The following is a 17,596-nucleotide window of genomic DNA, read 5'->3' on the forward strand; positions in this document are numbered from 1 at the left end:
GTCCGTGACCTCTCCGCTCGACGTCCCGGGCCCCGCGGCGCTGCGCAGGCTGCGGCCTGGCGCTCCCCCGTCGGTCCCGCTCGTCGTGCGCCGCGCCGAGCTCCCGGCCTCCGCGTGGACGGGGCTGCACCTCGACGGCGTGCTCGCGCCGCTGTGGCGGGACACCGCACGCGTCGTCGACCGCAACGCGTCCGGCGGCAGCGCGTCCGACAGCAGCGCGTCCGACGACGCAGCGGTCGGCGGCACAGCGGTGGCCGGCACAGCGTTCGACGGCACAGTGGTCGACGGCACAGCGTTCGACGGCACAGTGGTCGACCACGCGGTGGACCCCGCCGTGCGCGCGGCGGCGTTCGCCGCGCTCGTGCCGCAGCGCGGCACGGTCGGCCGTGAGGCGGCCGCGTGGGTGCACGCGGGAGGCAGCCCGCCCGACCGCGTCACGGTGCTCGTGCGGTCCGGGGCGCGGCGCCCGGACCCCCATCCGAGCCGCACGACGGCCGAGGCCGACCTCACGGAAGCCGACGTCGTGGACCTCGGCGGGGTGCGCGTCACCACCGTGCTGCGGACCGCGGTGGACGTCGCGCGGTGGTTGCCGACCGAGGACGCGCTGCGCGTGCTGCGCCGGCTGCCGCCGGTGGGCCTGGACCCGGCCGACGCGCTGCGCCGGCTCGAGCAGCACGCCGGAGGGCGCGGGGTCCGGCGCGCACGGCGCACCCTGCGGCTCGTCTGACACGCGGCGCCGCGGCGCCCGGGACCGACCCGGACGTCAGGCGCGGATGGCCGGCTCCTCGGCGCCACGCGACCCGGTCACCCGGTACACGTCGAAGACGCCCTCGACCTTGCGCACCGCGGCCAGCACCGACGCGAGGTGCGACGGCTCGGCCATCTCGAACACGAAGCGCGACAGCGCGACCCGGTCGCGGGACGTCGACACCGACGCCGACAGGATGTTCACGTGGTGGTCGGACAGCACGCGCGTGACGTCCGACAGCAGCCGGCTGCGGTCGAGCGCCTCGACCTGGATCTGCACGAGGAACAGCTGCGAGCTGGTGTGCGTCCACTCCACCTCGACGATGCGCTCCGGCTGGCGCCGCAGGCCCTCGACGTTGAGGCAGTCCGTGCGGTGCACCGAGACGCCCGCGCCCCGCGTGACGAACCCGATGATCTCGTCACCCGGCACGGGCGTGCAGCACTTGGCGAGCTTGACCCACACGTCCTCGACGCCCTTGACGACCACACCGGGGTCGCCCGTGCGCACGCGCCGCGCGGTCGACCCGGGCCGCGCCGCCTCGGCGAGGTCCTCCTCCTGGGCCGGCTCGCCCCCCAGCGAGTGCACGAGCCGCTGCACCACGGACGTGGCCGAGGCCTGCCCCTCGCCGACCGCCGCGTACAGCGCCGAGACGTCCGCGAAGCGCATCTCGTGCGCCAGCGCGACGAGGGCCTCGTGCGACATGAGCCGCTGGATCGGCAGGTTCTGCTTGCGCATCGCCTTGGCGATGGCGTCCTTGCCCTGCTCGATCGCCTCCTCGCGGCGCTCCTTGGTGAACCACTGGCGGATCTTGTTGCGCGCGCGGGGGCTCTTGACGAACGCGAGCCAGTCGCGGCTGGGCCCCGCCGTCTCGGACTTCGACGTGAAGACCTCGACGACGTCACCGTTCTCCAGCGTGGAGTCGAGCGGGACGAGACGACCGTTGACCCGCGCGCCCATCGTCCGGTGACCGACCTCGGTGTGCACCGCGTAGGCGAAGTCGACGGGCGTGGAGCCCGCGGGCAGCGCCTGGACGTCGCCCTTGGGGGTGAACACGTACACCTCGGCGCCGGCGATCTCGTCGCGCAGCAGGTCGAGGAACTCCGTGGGGTCGGCCGTCTCCCGCTGCCAGTCGACCAGCTGACGCAGCCACGTCATGTCGTTGCCGGCGGCGTCCTGCGGCCCGCCGCTCTTGGCGGTCTCCTTGTACTTCCAGTGGGCCGCGACGCCGTACTCCGCGCGCCGGTGCATGTCGTGCGTGCGGATCTGGATCTCGACCGGCTTGCCCCCGGGACCGATCACCGTGGTGTGCAGCGACTGGTACAGGTTGAACTTGGGCATCGCGATGTAGTCCTTGAACCGGCCGGGCACCGGGTTCCACCGCGCGTGCAGCGCACCGAGCGCCGCGTAGCAGTCGCGGACCGTGTCGACGAGGACGCGCACGCCCACCAGGTCGTAGATGTCCGCGAACTCGCGGCCGCGCACGATCATCTTCTGGTAGATCGAGTAGTAGTGCTTCGGCCGGCCCGTCACCGTCGCCTTGATCCGTGCGGTCCGCAGGTCGGCGCCGACCTGGTCGCGGACCGTGGCCAGGTACTCCTCGCGGGCGGGGGCGCGCTCCGCGACCAGGTGCACGATCTCGTCGTACACCTTGGGGTAGAGCGTCGCGAACGACAGGTCCTCGAGCTCCCACTTGATGGTGTTCATGCCGAGCCGGTGCGCGAGCGGCGCGTAGATCTCGAGGGTCTCGCGCGCCTTCTTCTCGGCCGACGCCGCGGACACGAACTTCCAGGTGCGGGCGTTGTGCAGCCGGTCCGCCAGCTTGATGACGAGCACCCGGATGTCGCGCGACATCGCGACGACCATCTTGCGGACCGTCTCCGCCTGGGCGGCGTCGCCGTAGGCGACCTTGTCGAGCTTGGTCACGCCGTCGACCAGCATCGCGACCTCGGGACCGAAGTCGTGCCGCAGCTGGTCCAGGGAGTAGTCGGTGTCCTCGACGGTGTCGTGCAGCAGCGCCGCCACGATCGTCGACGGGGTCATGCCGAGGTCGGCGAGGATCGTCGCGACGGCGACGGGGTGCGTGATGTACGGGTCGCCGCTCTTGCGCAGCTGGCCGCGGTGGGCGTGCTCCGCCACCACGTAGGCCTGCTCGATTACCGACAGGTCGGCCTTGGGGTGGTTGGTGCGCAAGGCCTGCAGCACCGGCTCGAGCGCGGGGTGCGCGGAGGCCGACCGCCCCGATAGCCGGGCGAGACGGGCACGGACCCGACCGGTCGACCCCGGCACGGCGTCCACCTCGGGCGTGCCGGCGCCCGGCGTCGTGACCGCGGGCCCGGAGGGCACGGCCGGTCCGGGCGCAGCGGGGACGGGCGCGCTCACCGGCTCGGCCCCTGCTCCGACCTTCTCCGACATCCGCCCGCACCCCCTTTCCGTGATCGCTCGATTCTACGGCCGCGACGCGTGCGGCCCCGCCCGGCGCACACGCCCCGCACCGGTGCGTGCGCCCCGCCGGCGGGGCGCACGGTCAGGCGATGGTCAGCAGCGCGTCGACGAAGCGTCCCGGCAGCTGCGCACGCCCGCCCAGCGCCTCGAGCTCCACGAGGAAGCTCAGCCCCACGACGGTGGCACCGCAGGACTCCAGCAGCTCGACGGTGGCTGCCGCCGTGCCGCCGGTCGCCAGGACGTCGTCGACGACGAGCACGCGCGCACCGTCGGGAATGGTGAACGGCTGCACCTCGACCGCGGCGGTCCCGTACTCGAGCGCGTACGTCTGCGACGCGACGGGTCCGGGCAGCTTGCCTGCCTTGCGGACGGGGACGACACCGGCACCCAGGGCGGTCGCCACCGGCGCGGCCAGCAGGAACCCGCGCGCCTCCATGCCCGCCACGAGGTCGATCGGCCCCGGCGCGTCGGCGGCCAGCGCCCCGACCACCTCGGCGAAGGCGCCGGCGTCCGCCAGCAGCGGCATGATGTCGCGGAACAGGACCCCGGGCTCCGGGTAGTCCGGCACGGTGCGCATCAGCGCGTCGATCCGACCGGCCAGCGCGGCCCGCTGGTCCGACGGGCCGGGCACCGTGACCGGCCCGTCGGGCTGCGGGCTCATCGGCCCTTGCGCCGGGGCTGCGCGCCCTGGCCCAGGTGGCCGCCCGGCCGCAGGGCCGCGGCCGCGTGCACCGCACCGGCGGTGAGGCCCTCGCCCTGCGCGCCGTCGCTACCCGCGCGCGCCGCCAGGACCTTGGCGGTGTGCTCACGGATCCGCGGCTCGCGCTCCCGCAGCGTGACCTCGAGCGGCGTGGCGATGAAGATCGACGAGAACGTCCCGACGAACATGCCGACGAACAGCGCCAGGGCGATGTCCCGCAGTGTCCCGGCCCCCAGGACGAACGCACCGATCACGAGGATCGACGCGACCGGCAGGAGCGCGACGACCGAGGTGTTGATCGACCGGACGAGGGTCTGGTTGACGGCCAGGTTGGCCCGCTCGGCGTACGTGAAGCGCGTCTGCTCCAGCGTGTCCGCGGTGTTCTCCCGGACCTTGTCGAACACGACGACCGTGTCGTAGATCGAGTACCCGAGGATCGTGAGGAACCCGATGACGGTGGCCGGGGTGACCTCCCAGCCGATGGCCGCGTAGATCCCGACGGTGATGATGAGGTCGTGGAACAGGGCGATGATCGCCGCCGCCGCCATCCGCCAGTTGCGGAAGTACACCGTCATGACCAGCGACACGAACAGCAGGAAGACGAGCAGACCGGTCACGGCCTTCTGCGAGACGTCCTGCCCCCACGAGGGGCCGATGTAGGCGCTGGTGATCTGGTCCTGGCCGACGTCGAAGGCCTCGGCGAGACCGTTCTTGACCTCCTCGACCTGCTCGTTGGTGAGCTCGGCCGTCTGGATGCGCAGCGAGCTGCCGCCGACCGTCGTGACGCGCGGGGCCTCCTCGGGCGAGACGGCCTGCACCGTGTCGACCGCGAGCTGCTGGTCGTCGGTGGGCACACCCGAGACCATGAACTCCGAGCCGCCGCGGAACTCGATGCCGGGGTTGAGGCCCGGCTTGACGAGCAGCACCGCGGAGATGAGGACGAGCACGAGCGAGATGGCGTACCACCTGCGCCGCTTGCCGACGATGTCGTACGAGCGGCGGCCCGTGTAGAGGTCGTTGCCCCACTGGGCGAATCCCGTGGCCATCAGCGGTCGCTCCCCTCGGCGCGCTCGGCGGCGGGCTCGTCGGTCCCGGACGCGGGCGGTGCGTCCGGCGGTGGTGCCGCAGCCGACTGCGCGGCACGGGCCGCGGCGCGGCGCTCGGCAATGGTCAGGCCGCCACCGCTGCCGACGGAGACCGGCTCGCGTGCGGACTCGGGGGCCGGTGCACCCGCCGTGCGCTGGCCCGGCGTGACCACGCGGCCGCGGCCGCCGTACCGCAGCACGTCGACGCCGAGGCGGCGCGGGTCGAGCCCGGAGGCGGGGTGCCCCTCGGAGAAGAACCGGGTGCGGCCCAGCAGGATCATCAACGGGTGCGTGAAGAGGAAGACGACCAGCAGGTCGACCAGGGTCGTCAGACCCAGGGTGAACGCGAACCCGCGCACCCCGCCGACCGCGAGCAGGTACAGCACGATCGCGGCGGTGAAGTTCACCGCGTCGGACGCCAGGATCGTGCGACGCGCCCGCTCCCAGCCCTTCTCGATCGCGGCACCCAGGGCCCGGCCGTCCCGCAGTTCGTCCCGGATGCGCTCGAAGTACACGATGAACGAGTCGGCCGTGATGCCGATCGCCACGATGAGGCCGGCGACACCGGGCAGCGACAGGCGGTAGCCCTGCAGCCAGGACAGCAGCGTGATGACCCCGTAGGTCACGAGTGCCGCCACGAGCAGCGAGGCGACCGTCACCAGGCCCAGCGCGCGGTACTGGAAGAGGGAGTACACGACGACCAGCAGCAGCCCGAAGACACCCGCGAGAAGGCCCTTCTGGAGCTGCTCGGAGCCGAGCGTCGCGGAGATCTGCTGCTCGCTCTGGACCGTGAAGCTGATGGGCAGCGAACCGAAGTTCAGCTGGTTCGCCAGCGTCGCCGCGGACTCGCGGTCGAACGACCCGGAGATCTGCGCCTGGCCGTTGGGGATGACCTCGTTGACCGACGGGGCGGAGATCACCAGCGCGTCGAGCACCACCGCGAACTGGTTGAGCGGCGGGGTCTGGCTCGCCAGGCGCGTCGTGACCTCGGTGAACTTCGGGGTGCCGGCGCCGGTGAACTCCAGGTTGACGACCCACTGGCCCGTGGAGGCACCCGTGGAGGTCGTCCCCATGCCGGACGTCGCGCTCTTGATGTCCGCACCGGGGATCTCGACCGGGCCGAGGATGTACTTGGCCAGGCCCTCCTGGTCGCACGCGACGAACGCGGTGTCGGGGTCGCCGGGGGCGCCACCGGCCCGGTTCTCGGGCAGCGTGCAGTCGAGGGCGTCGAACTCCTGCTGCACCTCGGGCGTCACGTAGTACGCGATGTCGCTCGGCCCGTCCGGGGACTCCTTGGTCGGCTGGGCCGGCGGGGACGCCGCGGGGTCCTGCGGCGTCGCCGCAGGGGCCCCCATCACGAGGACCGGACGGAACTCCATCTGCGCCGAGGTGCGGACCAGGTCGAGGGTCTCCTTGTCGGGACGGCCCGGCAGCGCGACGACGATCTTGTCGCCACCCTGGCTGGTGATCTCAGCCTCGGCGACGCCGGAGGCGTCGACGCGCTGGCGGATGACCGCGATCGCCTGGTTGATCGTCTCGGAGGTGACGTCGCCCTTGGCCTCGGGCACGGGCTCGAGGATGATCTGCGTCCCGCCCTCGAGGTCGAGCGCGAGGTTCGGCGTCAGGGACGCGTCGCTCCAGCGGGTGCCGGCGAGGATCGACGCGAACAGCGCGACGACCAGCAGCCCGAGCATGACGAGCGTACGGACCGGCCGTTCACGGCGGCGGGGAGGAGGGGCCAACGGAGTTCTTCTCTCGTGCGCGCACCGCCCGGGAGGACCGGCCGGTGGGGTCGGGGCCCGGGCGTCATCGCCCGGGCCGGTGGGTCACTTGTCGTCGCGACGGTCGTCCGGCGTCGTCGGGGGCTCGGGCGGCAGGGAGGACAGGTCGTCGGGCACGTCCACCACGGGCTCGTCCTGGACGGCGGGGTCCTCGGTCTCGGACGGCTGCTCACCGACGACGGCCTCGGTGCGGCGCCCGATCGCGGCGCGCAGCCAACGCGTCTGCGTGCCGGGCGTGGACTCGAGCGTGACGACGTCGCCGTCGATGGCCGTGACGGTCCCGAAGAGCCCGGAGGCGGTCATGACCTCGTCCCCCACCTCCAGGTTGTTCCGCAGCTCGGCGGCCTCGCGCTGCTGCTTGCGCGTGCGGCTCGACATGAACCACAGCGCGGCGAACGCGAGCAGCATGATGATGAGGAACGAGTAGTCCATGGGGTGGTGGTTCTCCGCATTCGTGTCAGACGTCCGCCGCAGTCTAGGCGCCGCGGCCCGCCGCTCCAACGTCCCAGGGTCCTGCGACGTTCCCACCCGGTGCCCGAAGGGCGCCGCGCGCTCAGCCGAAGAGCGTGTCCGAGGCCACGGGGACCGCCAGCCCGAGGTGCTCCCACGCCGGTGGCAGGGCGACGCGGCCGCGCGGCGTGCGCCCCACCAGGCCCTCCCGCACGAGGAAGGGCTCGGCCACCGTCTCGACCGTCTCGGGCTCCTCGCCGACCGCCACCGCGAGCGTCGTCAGGCCGACGGGGCCGCCACCGAACCGGCGGCACAGCGCGTCGAGGACAGCACGGTCCAGCCGGTCCAGCCCGCGCTCGTCGACCTCGTAGACCGCCAGCGCCGACCGGGCGGCGTCCAGCGACAGGTGGCCGTCACCGCGCACCTGTGCCCAGTCGCGCACCCGGCGCAGCAGCCGGTTCGCGATGCGCGGCGTGCCGCGCGAGCGCGACGCGATCTCGGCCGCGGCCTCGGCGTCGAGCGGCACGCCCAGCAGCCCGGCGGACCGCACGAGCACACGCTCGAGCTCGTCGTCGGCGTAGAAGTCGAGGTGGCCGGTGAACCCGAACCGGTCGCGCAGCGGCGCCGGCAGCAGTCCCGCCCGGGTCGTGGCACCGACGACGGTGAACGGCGGCAGCGACAGCGGGATCGCGCTGGCGCCCGCCCCCTTGCCCACCACCACGTCGACCCGGAAGTCCTCCATGGCCACGTACAGCAGCTCCTCCGCCGGGCGGGCCAGCCGGTGGATCTCGTCGATGAACAGGACCTCCCCCTCGTCGAGGGAGGACAGCACCGCGGCCAGGTCGCCCGCGTGCTGGATGGCCGGCCCGCTCGTGACCCGCAGCGACGCGCCGAGCTCGGCGGCGATGATCATCGCCAGCGTCGTCTTGCCCAGGCCCGGCGGGCCCGACAGCAGGACGTGGTCCGGTGCCCGCCCCCGCGCCATCGCCGCCTCCAGCACCAGCGACAGCTGGTCGCGCACGACGCGCTGCCCGACGAACTCCTCCAGCCGACGGGGCCGCAGCGCCGCCTCGGCGGCACGCTCCGGCTCGTCCGCGGCGGGACGCACCACCGAGCCGGCGTCGAAGGCGTCGGGCTCCCCCACCTCGATGCGTCCGCCGCCGAGGGGGTCCGTCGCGTCCTCAGGCACGGGCGCTCCCCAGCGAGCGCAGGGCGGCGCGCAGCACGCCGGGCACCTCGTCGGCGCCGACCGGACCGGTGGTGCCGTCGAGCACGGCCGCGACCGCGTCCTGCGCGGCCCGCAGCGGCCAGCCGAGGCCCACGAGGGCCTCGACGACCTGCTCGCGGTGGTCGGCCGACAGCGGGGCGGAGGCGGCGCCGGTGGGCGCGGGCGCCCCCAGACGCTCCCCCAGCTCCAGGACGATGCGCTGCGCACCCTTGCGTCCGATGCCCGGCACCCGCACGAGCGCCGCCAGGTCCTCGTCCGCGACCGCACGGCGCAGCCCGTCCGGGGTGTGCACGGCCAGCATCGCCAGCGCGAGGCGCGGTCCGACGCCCGAGACCGTCTGCACGGTCTCGAACACGTCGCGCTCGTCGTCGTCGGCGAAGCCGAACAGGGTCAGGGAGTCCTCGCGCACCACGAGGGACGTGAAGAGCCGCGCAGGCTGCCCGACGCGCAGACCGGCGAGCGTCGCCGGGGTCGCCTGGACCAGCAGACCCACACCGCCGACCTCGAGCACGGCCGAGTCCAGCCGTACCGCCAGCACGGTCCCGTGCACCGACGCGATCACCGCGCGCTCCTCCCGTCGTCGACCGTGACACTGTGCCACACCCGGACGAACACGTGTACGAACGACACGCGAGCCGTCACCCGCGGCGGCGCGCCGCCTGCTCCGCCTCCGCCCACCGCCGCTGCGCGGGCGTGAGCGCGCCGGGCTCGCGCTGCGGTGCCCCCAGGGCGCCCGCCGGGCGCCACAGGTGGCAGATCGCCAGGGCGAGGGCGTCCGCGGCGTCCGCGGGCCGCGGCAGGTCGTCCAGGCCGAGCAGCCGGGCGACCATCGTCTGGACCTGCGCCTTCTCGGCACGGCCGGACCCCGTGACCGCGGCCTTGACCTCGCTGGGCGTGTGCAGGGCGACGGGGATGCGGCGACGGGCCGCCGCGACCATGGCCAGGCCGGCGACCTGCGCGGTCCCCATCACGGTGCTCACGTTGTGCTGCGCGAAGACGCGCTCGACCGCCACGGTGTCGGGCGCGTGCTCCTCGATGCACTCCTCGAGGGCGCGCTCGATGAGGAGCAGCCGCTGGTCGACGTCGAGCGCGGGGTCGGAGCGCGCGACCGACACGTGCACGAGACGGGCGCGCCGTCCGGGCAGCCCGTCGACGACGCCGAGGCCACACCGGGTCAGGCCGGGGTCCACTCCGAGCACGCGCACGCGGCCATCGTCGCAGCCGCCGGACGCAGGACGGGCCCCGCCACACCGGTGGCGGGGCCCGTGCGCGCACCCGGGAGGGTGCGGTGCGTCACTCGGCGTCGAGCTCGGCCATGACCTCGTCGGAGGCGTCGAAGTTGGCGTACACGTTCTGCACGTCGTCGGAGTCCTCGAGCGCGTCGATCAGCCGCAGGATCTTGCGGGCGCCGTCGGCGTCGACCTCGATCTGCGTCGACGGCCACCACACGACGTCGGCCGAGTCGTAGTCGATGCCGGCCTCCTGCAGGGAGGTCCGCACGGGCACCAGGTCGGTGGCCTCGCTCAGCACCTCGAACGACTCGCCCAGGTCGGTGACCTCCTCGCCGCCCGCCTCGAGCACGGCCTCCATGACGGCGTCCTCGTCGGTGCCCTCCTTGGGGACGATGACCACGCCCTTGCGGCTGAAGATGTACTGGACCGACCCGGGGTCGGCCATCTGGCCGCCGTTGCGCGTGAAGGCCACCCGCACGTCGGACGCGGCCCGGTTGCGGTTGTCCGTCAGGCACTCGACCAGCACCGCGACACCGCCGGGGCCGTAGCCCTCGTACGTGATCGACTGGTAGTCCGCGCCGCCGGCCTCCTGGCCGGAGCCGCGCTTGACGGCACGGTCGATGTTGTCGTTCGGGACGGACGACTTCTTGGCCTTCTGGATGGCGTCGAAGAGCGTCGGGTTGCCCGCGGGGTCACCGCCGCCCGTACGGGCGGCCACCTCGACGTTCTTGACGAGCTTGGCGAAGAGCTTGCCCCGCTTCGCGTCGATGACGGCCTTCTTGTGCTTGGTGGTGGCCCACTTGGAGTGACCCGACATGGCTCGTTACCCCTTCGTCTCCGCTGATCCGCCCGCGTCGCTCCCGGGGCGCCGCCCAGGTGCGGGCGGGCCGGGGATCCGCGACGTCACAGGCTGTCGCGGACGATCTGCACGAACAGTCGGTGCACCCTCGGGTCCCCGGTCACCTCGGGATGGAACGAGGTCACGAGCAGCGGGCCCTGGCGCACCGCAACGATCCTACCGGCGGCGGGGCCCTCCGCGACGCGTCCGACGACGGTGGCTGCGGGTCCCACCTCCTCGACCCAGGGCGCCCGGATGAACACGGCGTGCACCGGGTCGTGCCCGCTCTCCGCCACCCCGTCCAGGACGAGGTCCGTCTCGAAGGAGTCGACCTGCCGCCCGAACGCGTTGCGCCGCACGGTGATGTCGACGCCGCCGAGCGTGCGCTGCCCCTCGATGCCGCCGATGATCCGGTCGGCCAGCAGGATCATGCCGGCGCACGACCCGTAGGCGGGCATGCCGCCGGCCAGCCGGTCCCGCACGGGGCCGTCCAGCTCGAACGCCCGCAGCAGCTTGTCGATCGTCGTCGACTCACCCCCGGGCAGCACGAGCGCGTCCACGGCGTCGAGCTCGCTGCGGCGGCGCACCGCGACCGCGCCGACGCCGAGGGAGCCGAGCACCGCCAGGTGCTCGCGGACGTCGCCCTGCAGGGCGAGCACACCGATGGTGGGGGTCACGGTGGCCGATCCTAGGCGTCCTCGACCGCGGCCGGCCCGACCACGGCGAGGGGCCGCCCGGCAACGCCCGTGGGGTCCGCCACCTCGTCGGCCAGCCGCTCCAGCCCGAGCAGGAGCTGGTCCCGCGGCGCCGCGAGCGAGACCCGCACCATCCCCGCGGCGGCCGTCCCGAAGGTCGACCCGGGCGCGACCGCGACGTGCCGACGTGCCAGCAGGCCCCGGGCGAAGGCGTCGGTGTCGGAGGTCCCGACGTCGACCATGAGGTAGAACGCGCCGTCGGGCACGACGTGCGCCACGCCGCGGCGCGCCAGGAGCGCGCACGCGGCGTCCCGCCGCTCCCGGTAGGACGCCACGGCGTCCGCGACCCCGTCCTGCGGCCCCGTGAGCGCGGCCAGCGCCGCCACCTGTCCGGGCGTCGACGGGCAGGCGACGGTCGCCTCGGCCAGGTGGCCGAGCGCCTCGACGACGTCGGGCGCGGGGACGACGACCCAGCCCGTGCGCCAGCCCGTCAGCGCGTAGGTCTTGGAGACGCTGAAGAACCCGAGGACCCGCCCGTCCGTGTCGTACGCGAGCGGGCTGACGTGCGGGCGGTCGAAGGTGATGGCCTCGTAGCACTCGTCCGACAGCAGCCACAGGTCGTGGCGCCGTGCGACCTCGACCAGCCCTGCGACGACGTCGGGCGGGTACACCGCCCCCGTGGGGTTGTTGGGCGAGCACACGACGAGCGCGCGGGTGCGCGGTGTCACGCGCGACGCCACCTCGGCAGGGTCCGGCACGAAGCCGGCGGCCGCGTGCGCCGGGTAGGTGCGCACGGTGGCACCGGCCGCGACGGCCGCCATCTCCCAGTTCGGGAAGGTGGGGTCGGGCAGCAGCACCTCGTCACCCGGGGCGAGCAGCGTGGCCATGGCCATGGCCAGCCCGTGCATCGCGCCGTGGGTCACCACGACCTCGTCGGGCGACGTGGCACGGCCGTGGGTGCGCGCGACGCGCTCGGCCGCCGCGACGCGCAGCTCGACGAGGCCCGTGCTCGAGGTGTACCCGGTGCGTCCGTCCCGCGCGGCCGCGGCGACCGCCGCCACGACGTGCTCGGCGGGACCCGCGTCGGGCTCGCCGATCTCGAGGTGGATGGCGCTCGGGTCACCCAGCGCGAGGTCCATGAGGGTGCGGATGCCCGACCGCGGGATCCGGGCGACGGGCGAGGAGGCGGCGGCACGAGGCATGCGCCGGACGCTAGCCGGGTGACGTGACCGGGATGTTACCGACCAGTACGCACGGCGCGGGGACCACCCGCGACGCGTCACTCCTCGACGAGACCGAGGTGGCGCGTCGTGCCGTCCCACACCAGGACGGCCCGCACGAGCTCGGGGAGCCCGGCCGGGAACACCTCGATCGTGACGCGGTCCAGCTCGTCGAGGTCCCACCACCGCAGCTCGTCGAGGACGTCCAGCTCGACCGCGGTCCAGCCGTCGCGCGTCGTCACGAGGTCGGTCGCCGGCACGCGGGCGAGGTACAGGTCCTCGTCCTGCCGGCACGTCCGGGCGGCGAAGTCGAACAGCGCGGACCGCGTGTACACCGGGCCCACCAGCTCGTCGGGCGCCAGCACGATGCCCGTCTCCTCGCGGACCTCCCGCACCGCGGCCTGCCGGGACGTCTCCCCCGCGTCGATCCCACCGCCCACCGTGAACCACCACGACCGCTCCGGCAGGTCGACGTCGTGGCCGCGGACGAGCAGGACGCGGTCGTGCTCGTCGAGCAGGATGACGCGGGCGGCGCGCCGGTGCAGCAGGCCGTCCGGGCCGGGGACCCAGTCGCTCCCGAACACGGCGGCCGACGCGCCACCCACCTCGGCGCCGTGCGGGCCGGTCGTGCTCACCAGCCCCGCTCGGCCAACCGGTGCGGCACCGGCACGTCGTCCACGTTGATGCCGACCATGGCGTCACCCAGGCCACGGGACACCTTGGCGATGACGTCCGGGTCGTCGTGGAACGTGGTGGCCTTGACGATGGCCGCGGCGCGCTCGGCGGGGTTGCCGGACTTGAAGATGCCCGAGCCGACGAACACGCCCTCGGCGCCGAGCTGCATCATCATGGCCGCGTCCGCAGGCGTCGCGATGCCGCCGGCGGTGAAGAGCACGACGGGCAGCTTCCCGGCCGTCGCCACCTCCTTGACCAGCTCGTACGGCGCCTGCAGGTCCTTGGCCGCGAGGTACAGCTCGTCCTCGGGCAGGGACGTCAGCCGGCGGATCTCGTCGCGCAGCGTGCGCATGTGCGTCGTCGCGTTGGACACGTCACCGGTTCCGGCCTCGCCCTTGGAACGGATCATCGCCGCGCCCTCGGTGATGCGCCGCAGCGCCTCGCCGAGGTTCGTCGCGCCGCAGACGAACGGGACGGTGAACGCCCACTTGTCGATGTGGTGCGCGTAGTCGGCGGGCGTCAGCACCTCCGACTCGTCGACGTAGTCGACGCCGAGCGCCTGCAGCACCTGCGCCTCGACGAAGTGCCCGATGCGGGCCTTGGCCATCACCGGGATGGAGACCGTCGAGATGATGCCGTCGATGAGGTCGGGGTCGCTCATGCGCGCCACGCCGCCCTGCGCCCGGATGTCCGCGGGGACCCGCTCGAGCGCCATGACGGCGACGGCGCCCGCGTCCTCGGCGATCTTCGCCTGCTCCGGGGTGACGACGTCCATGATGACGCCGCCCTTGAGCATCTCGGCCATGCCGCGCTTCACGCGCGCGGTGCCGACCTCGCCGGCGGCGGGCTGGGAGTTCTGGGTCACGTCAGACCTCTTCGATCGGTGGTGGCGGGGGGCCCGCCTGCCGCGGTGCCCGGCGGCACGGCGCGACGCCGGACGCCGGCCGCCGTGGTCGGGGACACATCCATCCTAGGCAGGACGACCCCGGCGGTGGACGGACGACCGGCACGCGGACAGCGCGCGTCAGGCGCCGGTCGCGCCGACCTCCGGGGGCACCGGCCGTGCGCTCTCGCCGGGCCGTGCCAGGCCGTGGGGCCACGCGTCGTCGAGCTCGAGGGTGCGCGGCTCGGGCGCGTGCCCCGCGAGCCGTAGCAGCCGCACCGAGGCGCTTCGCCGCACGCGCTGCGTCTGGGCGACGGCCTCGTTGTGGAACCGACGCGCCAGCTGCACGCGGTACCAGGCGGCGGCCAGGTCGCCCAGCAGCCGGGCGCCGAGCGGGTCGGTGGCCAGCGCGGCCACCTCGTCGGCGTCGTCCAGGATCTCGCGCAGCGCTGCCGTGAGCTCGCTCTCCACCTGGGACCGGTCCACCGGCTCACCCGGCGCGTCCGGGGCGCCGAGCACCTCGTGCACGTCGGGCGGCAGCAGCCCCGCCGGCACGTCGACCGCGCCCGCGGCGGTCAGCGACTCCCACACCGACTCACCCAGCACCACCGAGCTCGCGGGGTCCAGCAGGCCGCTGGTGGCCAGCTCCGACGCCACCGTCGCACGCCGGACGAGCTGCGCGTCGACCACCGCGCGAGACGCCGCCACCTTGCGGTGCAGTCGGTCCAGCCGGCTGGCGCGCACCCACACCAGCCACAGCGCCAGCAGCACGACGCCGACGACCACCAGGACGGCCGTGCCGTCCATCGCGCCCGTCACGTGCGGTTCCGCCGCAGCTCGAGCAGGCGGGCGCCGCGCAGCGACGACGGGTCCTCGCCGACGGGCGCGTCGCGACCCGCCACCGCCATCTCGTAGACGGCGAGCACCTGGTCGGTCACCGCCGACCAGTCGTAGCGGCGCACCACGCGCGACGCGTGCGCGCTGATCCGCTCGCGCAGGGCCGCGTCGCCGAGCACCCGCACCAGGGTGGCGCCGAGGTCCGCCGGGTCGCCGGTGCGGAACAGCACGCCGGCGTCCCCGTCGTCGAGCACGCGCGCGAACGCGCCCAGGTCGCTGGCGACCACCGTCGTCCCGGCCGCCATCGCCTCGACCAGGACGATGCCGAAGCTCTCGCCGCCGGTCTGCGGCGCGCAGTAGACGTCCACGGAGGACAGCAGCCGCGCCTTGTCCTCCTCGCTGACGCCGCCGAGGAACTCGACCGCGCCGGCCCGGTCACCCAGCAGCTCACGCGCCTGCTCCTGGCCCGTGTCACCGCTGCCCGCGACGAGGAACCGTGCACCCGGGTACGTGTCGAGCACGGTCGTGACGGCGCGCAGCAGCACGGCGAGCCCCTTGCGGGGCTCGTCGAGGCGGCCGAGGAACGCCACGGTCGGCGCCTGCGGCGTGCCGGTCCACCGGGGGTCCGTGCCGGCGTTCGCGAAGGTGTCGACCCACACCCCGTTGGGGATCACCACCGCGTCGCCGCCCAGGTGCTCGACGAGCGTGCGCCGCGCGTCCTCCGAGACCGCGATCCGCAGGGAGATCTTCTCCAGGGACTGACGGACGAGCGGGTACGCCATCTGCAGGGAGCGGGACCGCACGATCGAGGTGTGGAACGTCGCCACCACCGGGCCGTCCGCGATCCACAGGGCGAGCATGCCGAGGCTCGGCGTGACGGGCTCGTGCAGGTGCAGCACGTCGAACTCGCCGGCGGCCAGCCAGCGCCGCACCCGGCCGGCCGTCACGGGGCCGAACGTGAGCCGCGCGACGGACCCGTTGTAGTGCACGGGGACCGCGCGGCCGGCCGCGACCAGGTAGGGCGGGACGGGGGTGTCGTCGGCCGCGGGAGCGAGCACCGACACCTCGTGGCCGCGCCCGATGAGCGACTCGGCCAGGTCCCGGACGTGGAACTGCACGCCCCCGGGCACGTCGAAGGAGTAGGGGCACACGATCCCCACGCGCAGGGGGCGGGTGCTGGTCACGTGGCGGTCTCCGGGCCCAGGGCGTCGTCGCCCGCAGCCGGCTCCCCCGTCGCGCGGCGAGCCGCGTCGCGGGCAGGGTCGAGGTCCGCGACGAACACGCGCTGCAGCATGTGCCAGTCCTGGGGGTGGGCCTGGATCTGATCGGCGAGGACGTCCACCCACGCCTGCGTCAGGGCGTGCACCCTGTCGGCGCGGGGCGCGTCCGCGGGGACCTCGATGCGAGGGCTGAAGCGCACGACGATCCCCCACGGCCCGCCGGCCGCCCGCCGCCGGGCACGACGCAGCCGCTCGTAGCTGATGGACGCGGCGACCAGCGGCGCGCCGGTGGTCACCGCCAGCGCGGCCGGCCCGGCCGCCACCCGCGCGCGCTGCCCGAAGAGGTCGACCTCGAGGCCCTTGGCCGTGAGGTCGCGGTCCGCCAGCAGCGGCAGGAGCCCGGGTCCGGTGCGGGTGACGTGCACCAGCTGCCGGAACACGTCGCCGCCACCGGTCAGCGGGATGATCCGCAGGCCGATGCTCTCGCGGAAGGCGAGGAACTCCTGGAAGAGCTCCTCGGGCTTCAGCCGCTCCGCGACGGTCGTGACCGGCGCGACGTGAGCGGCCGCCCAGGCGCCGGCGAGGTCCCAGTTGCCCGTGTGCCCGAGGGCGACGACGATCTGCCGCCCCTCGTCGAGGTGCGGCAGGAGGTTCTCCAGGCCCTCGACCCGCACCCGGGCCGCGAGCTGGTCCGTGCTCAGCGCGCGCAGCGTGAACGCCTCACCGAAGTAGCGCATGTACGAGCGCATGCCCGCGCGCGAGAGCCGACGCAGCGCACGCTCGTCCAGCTCGGGGCGCACCCGGGCGAGGTTGGCCTCGAGGCGCCGCACGCCGGACCCGCGGCGCGCCCACGCGACGTCCGCGCCGAGCGTGCTCAGCCCGCGCACGACGACGCCGGGGACCCGGTGGCCGACGCGCCACGCGAGGTGGTAGGCGCGGGCGACGTCGATCACGGGGCCGCCTCCCGCACCTGGCGACGGACCGTGGCCATGCGCTGCACCACCGTGACCGCCGACGCAGCCGCGAGCAGCCCCAGGACGACGGTCATGACGACGTCGGGCAGCCCGGCGCCGACCAGGATCGTCGCCACGATCACGGCCACGAGCCGCTCGGCGCGCTCGGCGATCCCGACCGCGGCCGTCATGCCCAGGCCCTCGGCACGCGCCCGGGCGTACGGCACGATCGAGCCGAGCACCAGGCACGCGAGCGCGAGGACGGCGGTGAGCCGCGAGCCGCCGCCGCCGGTGTACCAGAGCACGAGGCCGGCGAAGATCGCGCCGTCACCGAAGCGGTCGAGCGTGGAGTCGAGGAACGCCCCCCAGGGACTGCTGCGCCCGGCGCGCCGCGCCATCACCCCGTCGAGCGAGTCGGTGAGCGTGAAGACGGCGATGAGCAGGCCACCGAGCAGCAGGTGACCCGTGGGGAACGCCCACAGGGCCGTCACGACGACGACGAGCGTCCCGGTGATCGTCACGGCGTCCGGCGACACCCCCCGGCGCAGGAGCGCGTCGGCGAGCGGCGTCCACAGCCGCGTCATCACCCCGCGCAGTCGGCTCAGCACC

Annotated in this window: 18 protein-coding genes; 1 reads left to right on the forward strand and 17 read right to left on the reverse strand. The window is 74.2% G+C overall.

Features of this window, described 5'->3' with window-relative positions; genetic code table 11:
• The first annotated feature begins 4 nt into the window (after positions 1 to 4).
• Complete coding sequence (locus J1G43_RS10515; protein WP_207378410.1) at positions 5 to 727, forward strand: hypothetical protein; 723 nt, start codon at positions 5 to 7, stop codon at positions 725 to 727.
• Between the two features lie 36 nt (positions 728 to 763).
• Here the strand turns inward: J1G43_RS10515 and J1G43_RS10520 are convergent, their stop codons facing one another.
• From J1G43_RS10520 to pgsA, 17 genes are all read right to left on the reverse strand, one after another.
• The gene (locus J1G43_RS10520) at positions 764 to 3,160 is read right to left on the reverse strand and encodes a bifunctional (p)ppGpp synthetase/guanosine-3',5'-bis(diphosphate) 3'-pyrophosphohydrolase (protein ID WP_207341986.1); all 2,397 of its coding nucleotides are present in this window, start codon (positions 3,158 to 3,160) and stop codon (positions 764 to 766) included.
• 112 nt (positions 3,161 to 3,272) lie between these two features.
• The gene (locus J1G43_RS10525; protein WP_207341987.1) at positions 3,273 to 3,851 is read right to left on the reverse strand and encodes an adenine phosphoribosyltransferase; all 579 of its coding nucleotides are present in this window, start codon (positions 3,849 to 3,851) and stop codon (positions 3,273 to 3,275) included.
• On the reverse strand, positions 3,848 to 4,936 hold the full coding sequence (gene secF / locus J1G43_RS10530) for a protein translocase subunit SecF (protein ID WP_207341988.1): 1,089 nt from the start codon (positions 4,934 to 4,936) through the stop codon (positions 3,848 to 3,850). The genes J1G43_RS10525 and secF overlap by 4 nt, the downstream gene beginning before the upstream one ends.
• On the reverse strand, positions 4,936 to 6,669 hold the full coding sequence (gene secD, locus J1G43_RS10535; protein ID WP_207371474.1) for a protein translocase subunit SecD: 1,734 nt from the start codon (positions 6,667 to 6,669) through the stop codon (positions 4,936 to 4,938). Before secD ends, secF begins: the two co-directional genes overlap by 1 nt.
• A gap of 132 nt (positions 6,670 to 6,801) precedes the next feature.
• A complete protein-coding gene (gene yajC / locus J1G43_RS10540; protein WP_207341990.1) occupies positions 6,802 to 7,188 on the reverse strand; it encodes a preprotein translocase subunit YajC in 387 nt (128 codons plus the stop codon).
• A gap of 121 nt (positions 7,189 to 7,309) precedes the next feature.
• Positions 7,310 to 8,317, reverse strand: coding sequence for a Holliday junction branch migration DNA helicase RuvB (gene ruvB / locus J1G43_RS10545; RefSeq protein WP_372434921.1), 1,008 nt, complete (start codon positions 8,315 to 8,317; stop codon positions 7,310 to 7,312).
• A 70-nt stretch (positions 8,318 to 8,387) separates the two neighbouring features.
• A complete protein-coding gene (gene ruvA, locus J1G43_RS10550; protein ID WP_207341991.1) occupies positions 8,388 to 8,996 on the reverse strand; it encodes a Holliday junction branch migration protein RuvA in 609 nt (202 codons plus the stop codon).
• Positions 8,997 to 9,072: 76 nt separating this feature from the next.
• Positions 9,073 to 9,639 carry a crossover junction endodeoxyribonuclease RuvC gene (ruvC, locus tag J1G43_RS10555; protein WP_207341992.1) on the reverse strand — a complete coding sequence of 189 codons (567 nt, stop codon included), beginning with the start codon at positions 9,637 to 9,639 and terminating at the stop codon, positions 9,073 to 9,075.
• Positions 9,640 to 9,727: 88 nt separating this feature from the next.
• Positions 9,728 to 10,483, reverse strand: coding sequence for a YebC/PmpR family DNA-binding transcriptional regulator (locus tag J1G43_RS10560; protein ID WP_207341993.1), 756 nt, complete (start codon positions 10,481 to 10,483; stop codon positions 9,728 to 9,730).
• Positions 10,484 to 10,569: 86 nt separating this feature from the next.
• On the reverse strand, positions 10,570 to 11,181 hold the full coding sequence (pdxT, locus tag J1G43_RS10565) for a pyridoxal 5'-phosphate synthase glutaminase subunit PdxT (RefSeq protein ID WP_207378411.1): 612 nt from the start codon (positions 11,179 to 11,181) through the stop codon (positions 10,570 to 10,572).
• Positions 11,182 to 11,192: 11 nt separating this feature from the next.
• Positions 11,193 to 12,401, reverse strand: coding sequence for a pyridoxal phosphate-dependent aminotransferase (locus tag J1G43_RS10570; protein ID WP_207378412.1), 1,209 nt, complete (start codon positions 12,399 to 12,401; stop codon positions 11,193 to 11,195).
• Positions 12,402 to 12,478: 77 nt separating this feature from the next.
• The gene (locus J1G43_RS10575; RefSeq protein ID WP_372434918.1) at positions 12,479 to 13,054 is read right to left on the reverse strand and encodes an NUDIX hydrolase; all 576 of its coding nucleotides are present in this window, start codon (positions 13,052 to 13,054) and stop codon (positions 12,479 to 12,481) included.
• Complete coding sequence (gene pdxS / locus J1G43_RS10580; RefSeq protein ID WP_207341996.1) at positions 13,051 to 13,959, reverse strand: pyridoxal 5'-phosphate synthase lyase subunit PdxS; 909 nt, start codon at positions 13,957 to 13,959, stop codon at positions 13,051 to 13,053. Before pdxS ends, J1G43_RS10575 begins: the two co-directional genes overlap by 4 nt.
• Before the next feature lie 159 nt (positions 13,960 to 14,118).
• Complete coding sequence (locus J1G43_RS10585) at positions 14,119 to 14,796, reverse strand: hypothetical protein (RefSeq protein WP_372434919.1); 678 nt, start codon at positions 14,794 to 14,796, stop codon at positions 14,119 to 14,121.
• Positions 14,793 to 15,980 carry a glycosyltransferase family 4 protein gene (locus J1G43_RS10590; protein WP_207342130.1) on the reverse strand — a complete coding sequence of 396 codons (1,188 nt, stop codon included), beginning with the start codon at positions 15,978 to 15,980 and terminating at the stop codon, positions 14,793 to 14,795. The genes J1G43_RS10585 and J1G43_RS10590 overlap by 4 nt, the downstream gene beginning before the upstream one ends.
• Positions 15,981 to 15,994: 14 nt before the next feature.
• A complete protein-coding gene (locus tag J1G43_RS10595; protein ID WP_207342131.1) occupies positions 15,995 to 16,984 on the reverse strand; it encodes a phosphatidylinositol mannoside acyltransferase in 990 nt (329 codons plus the stop codon).
• The gene (gene pgsA, locus J1G43_RS10600) at positions 16,984 to 17,595 is read right to left on the reverse strand and encodes a phosphatidylinositol phosphate synthase (RefSeq protein ID WP_207341997.1); all 612 of its coding nucleotides are present in this window, start codon (positions 17,593 to 17,595) and stop codon (positions 16,984 to 16,986) included. The genes J1G43_RS10595 and pgsA overlap by 1 nt, the downstream gene beginning before the upstream one ends.
• Between the last annotated feature and the right edge of the window lies 1 nt (position 17,596).

The sequence above is a fragment of the Cellulomonas sp. zg-ZUI22 genome (genome assembly GCF_017353535.1).
GTDB lineage: Bacteria > Actinomycetota > Actinomycetes > Actinomycetales > Cellulomonadaceae > Cellulomonas > Cellulomonas wangleii.